Below are 3,510 nucleotides of genomic sequence, written 5' to 3' on the forward strand. Positions count from 1 at the left end.
ATAGACTTCTTTGGTGGACTTACGCTGACTTAGAGTTACTGAAAGTACATGCGCAACGGACGCACAGACGCATTTCTCGGGATTTAGTTGGGATTTAGGGACGAGAAGCGATAGAAAACCGAACATAAAGCATCACAGCCACGCGGATGATCTCTGGACTCGTTTTAAAGTACCTGAATGGAGAGCGTTTTGTCATACGGAGAGGCTACAAAACCGCCCGCCCCGTCTCAAGCTCGTTTTGTCTGACAGTGCCGGATGGGGTGTTCTGTCATTTAAGGACGCTACAACCCACCCTGCCGGCTCAAACCAAGTTTAATTTGACAGTCCCTTTAGGAGAGTATTGACTGAAACAATTAATTTGGTGTTTCTATTTTCGGGAGTAGGACGTTTGGACGTAGCATTCGAACAGGTGTGTGGCTTTGGCAATAGTTTGGTAGTCGAGTGCGAGAGAGCCTTTTTGGGATCTCTTGCTGCAAATATTTGTCAGAACCGACCATCGCAGCAGGTCATTTGCGCCGAACTTCGAAAATTAAATCCTTTAAATTATTTTGACAATATGGAACATCCTATTGGAGTAATTGGCGGCCCGCCACGTGAAACGTTTTCCTCTATGGGAGGCAGGAGCGCGACAAAGAACCCACTTAGTAGGAACTAAGTGGATGCGCAGTGCCCGATGACACCAAGACCTTTGCAATTCAAAAGCCTCGTTGAGGTAGGCCATATGATCCGACGAGAGGAAGCAACATCCACTGGCGTCACGCAAAACATGCTAGATCTGATCGCGCGCATGGATGGGCGGCTACACAGCTACATCCACCTCTGCGCAGATCGCGCGCTGGCGCAGGCGGCAACGGCAGATGTAGAGATTGGGGCTGGCATCTATAAAGGACCGCTGCACGGCGTGCCCATTGCCGTCAAGGACCTGTACTATACGACCTATGCGCCGACCCGCGCGGGGACGATGATATACAAGGATTTCCTGCCAACCTATAATGCGACAGTCGTCGATAGACTCGAAACCGCAGGGGCGGTGATCCTGGGCAAGCTTTCGATGACCGAAGGCGCCTATACCGGGCATCACCCGACCATTCCTAGCCCCGTCAACCCGTGGAACCCTGAATACTGGGTCGGCACTTCGTCAAGCGGTTCTGGTGTCGCGCCGTCAGCCGGTTTGTGCTTTGCGTCATTGGGCAGTGATACTGGGGGATCGATCCGCTATCCTTGTGCCACATGCGGGTTGACTGGGATCAAGCCAACTTGGGGTCGGGTGAGCCGCCATGGCGTCTTTGCACTAGCAAACTCGCTCGATCACATCGGACCGATGGCGCGGTCAGCAGCAGATTGTGCAGCAGTGCTGCAAGTGATCGCCGGATGGGATGCGCAAGATCCGACGTCTTTGGATGTGCCTGCACCGGATTACATGGCAGAGATCGGCAAGAGCGTGCGTGACATGCGCATTGGCATTGATCGCAGTTACGCGCTTGGCGGTGTGGAAAGCCAGGTCGCTGATGCCTTAGAACGCGCTTTGGAGGTCTTTACCCATCTTGGCGCACGTGTGGTTGAGGTAACGCTACCGGATTATGATGCACTGGTCGATGCCTGGATTGGGATGTGCGCGATTGAAACTGCAGTTGCACACAAGGATACATACCCCGCGCGCGCCGATGAATATGGTCCCGACCTCGCTCAGCTGATTGACGAAGGGCGAGCGATGACGGGTATGCAGGCGGCGGAGGGCCACTATCTGCGCATCGCATTCACGGCGTCCTTTGAAACGTTATTTAGGGACATAGACTGCATGCTTTGCCCGACAATGCCTACGCCAACCCCCAGCCTAGCCGATATGGCTGACTATGGTGCCGATCCGGCTGTTCTGGGTAACATCATGCGGTACACAGCACCTTACAATTTTACTGGCAGCCCGACCGTGACCCTCCCGAATGGGTTTGATAGCGTGGGCATGCCGTTGAGCATGCAGATTGTTGGGCCGAAACTGGGCGAGGCGGCGATCATACGCGCCGCACATGCCTATCAGAGCGCTACAGATTGGCACACCCGCCAACCAAATATGGGCGCTTAAGAAAATAACGGATTGATAACAAAAACTGGGAGAACAGCATGAGATGGACAGACAGGTCAATCATGGGCCGCCACGCGGTCGCCAAGGGGCAAGCCGGTGCCAAACACCGCCTGAGCGAAGAAGACCAAGGCAAGTTTCACTATGTCTATGGTCCCTATGCAGAGCCGGTCATGCGCATCGCACCAGGTGATGTGGTAGCGGTTGAAACCCTCGACGCCTTTGGCGGCGCGATCAAGACTGAGGATGATTTGCCGTCTCAGGTATTGAACATGCCTTTCGTCAATCCACAAAACGGGCCCATAGCTGTGGAAGGGGCGGAGAAAGGTGATGTATTGGCCGTGCATATCCACTCGCTTTTGCCGCGGGGGCCACAGCCCGTTGGAACAACTGCGCTGATCCCCAGCTTTGGCGCGCTGGTAGCGGATGGAAATCAAATGCTGAACGCGCCGATCGCCGAACGGGTCAAGAAAATGGAAGTCACGCCAGCGGGTGGCGTCAAATTCTCAGACCGTGTCACACTGCCTTATGAACCTTTTGTTGGCACCATGGGCGTCAGCCCAGAGATTGAAGCGGTCAGCTCGCTGCAACCCGATTATTGGGGCGGAAATATGGATTGTCCTGATGTGGCGCCCGGCGCGATCATCTATTTTCCGGTGCAACGCGAAGGCGCGCATTTCTTCATCGGGGATTGCCATGGACGTCAGGGGGATGGTGAACTATGTGGTGTGGCGGTCGAGATTCCGGCCACAGTGACGTTGCAGATCGACCTCATCAAAGGCTGGTCTATACCCGGCGTACGGATTGAAACCGAAGACTTCATCATGTCCCTCGGCAGTGCACGCCCTATGGAAGACGCCGCCCGCATGGCCTACCGTGACCTGATCCGCTGGTTGGTAGAGGACTATGATTTTGAGGAATCAGAGGCCTATTTTCTTGCTACGCAGGCGGGGAAAATGCGGGTTGGGAATATGGTCGATCCGAAATACACATTGGGCGCGTCTATGCTTAAAAAATACATTGAACAATAGGGGTCATAAAATGGATCTTGGACTAAAAGGACTGAACGTGCTGATCACCGGCGGGACCAAAGGGATTGGCCGCCAGTGCGCTGAGATTTTTGCCGCTGAAGGTGCAAATATCGCCATCTGTGCGCGTGACAGTGCCGGGGTGACCGACACGATTGAGGCGCTCAAAGCCAGAGGAGTCAGCGCCATCGGACGTGGGGTCGATGTGGCAGACAAACATGCGTTGAAATCATGGGTCACAGATTCCGGCTCTGCTTTGGGGGGCATCGACATTGTTGTTGCCAATGTTTCGGCCCTTGCAGTGATGGATGATGAGACAGCGTGGGAAGCCGGATTTGGCGTTGATATGATGCATTCGGTACGATTGGTGAACGCGGCCATTCCGTTTCTGAAGAAATCCAAGGC

The 3,510-nt window shown here is 54.3% G+C and carries 3 protein-coding genes and 1 pseudogene; 3 read left to right on the forward strand and 1 reads right to left on the reverse strand.

Features of this window, described 5'->3' with window-relative positions; translation table 11 throughout:
* Window positions 1–100 precede the first annotated feature (100 nt).
* Window positions 101–196: pseudogene (locus tag ABF287_RS13350) on the reverse strand (IS6 family transposase); the annotation flags it as partial.
* 525 nt (window positions 197–721) lie between these two features.
* On the opposite strand from ABF287_RS13350, the gene ABF287_RS13355 reads away from it, so the two are divergent.
* From ABF287_RS13355 to ABF287_RS13365, 3 genes are all read left to right on the forward strand, one after another.
* Complete coding sequence (locus ABF287_RS13355; RefSeq protein WP_347185497.1) at window positions 722–2,080, forward strand: amidase; 1,359 nt, start codon at window positions 722–724, stop codon at window positions 2,078–2,080.
* A gap of 38 nt (window positions 2,081–2,118) precedes the next feature.
* Window positions 2,119–3,108 carry an acetamidase/formamidase family protein gene (locus ABF287_RS13360; RefSeq protein WP_347185498.1) on the forward strand — a complete coding sequence of 330 codons (990 nt, stop codon included), beginning with the start codon at window positions 2,119–2,121 and terminating at the stop codon, window positions 3,106–3,108.
* A gap of 10 nt (window positions 3,109–3,118) precedes the next feature.
* The coding region (locus tag ABF287_RS13365) for an SDR family NAD(P)-dependent oxidoreductase (protein ID WP_347185499.1) at window positions 3,119–3,510 on the forward strand (392 nt) is incomplete at its 3' end.

Origin of the sequence: Pacificibacter sp., assembly GCF_039769035.1 — a bacterium.
Classification (GTDB): Bacteria; Pseudomonadota; Alphaproteobacteria; order Rhodobacterales; family Rhodobacteraceae; genus Celeribacter.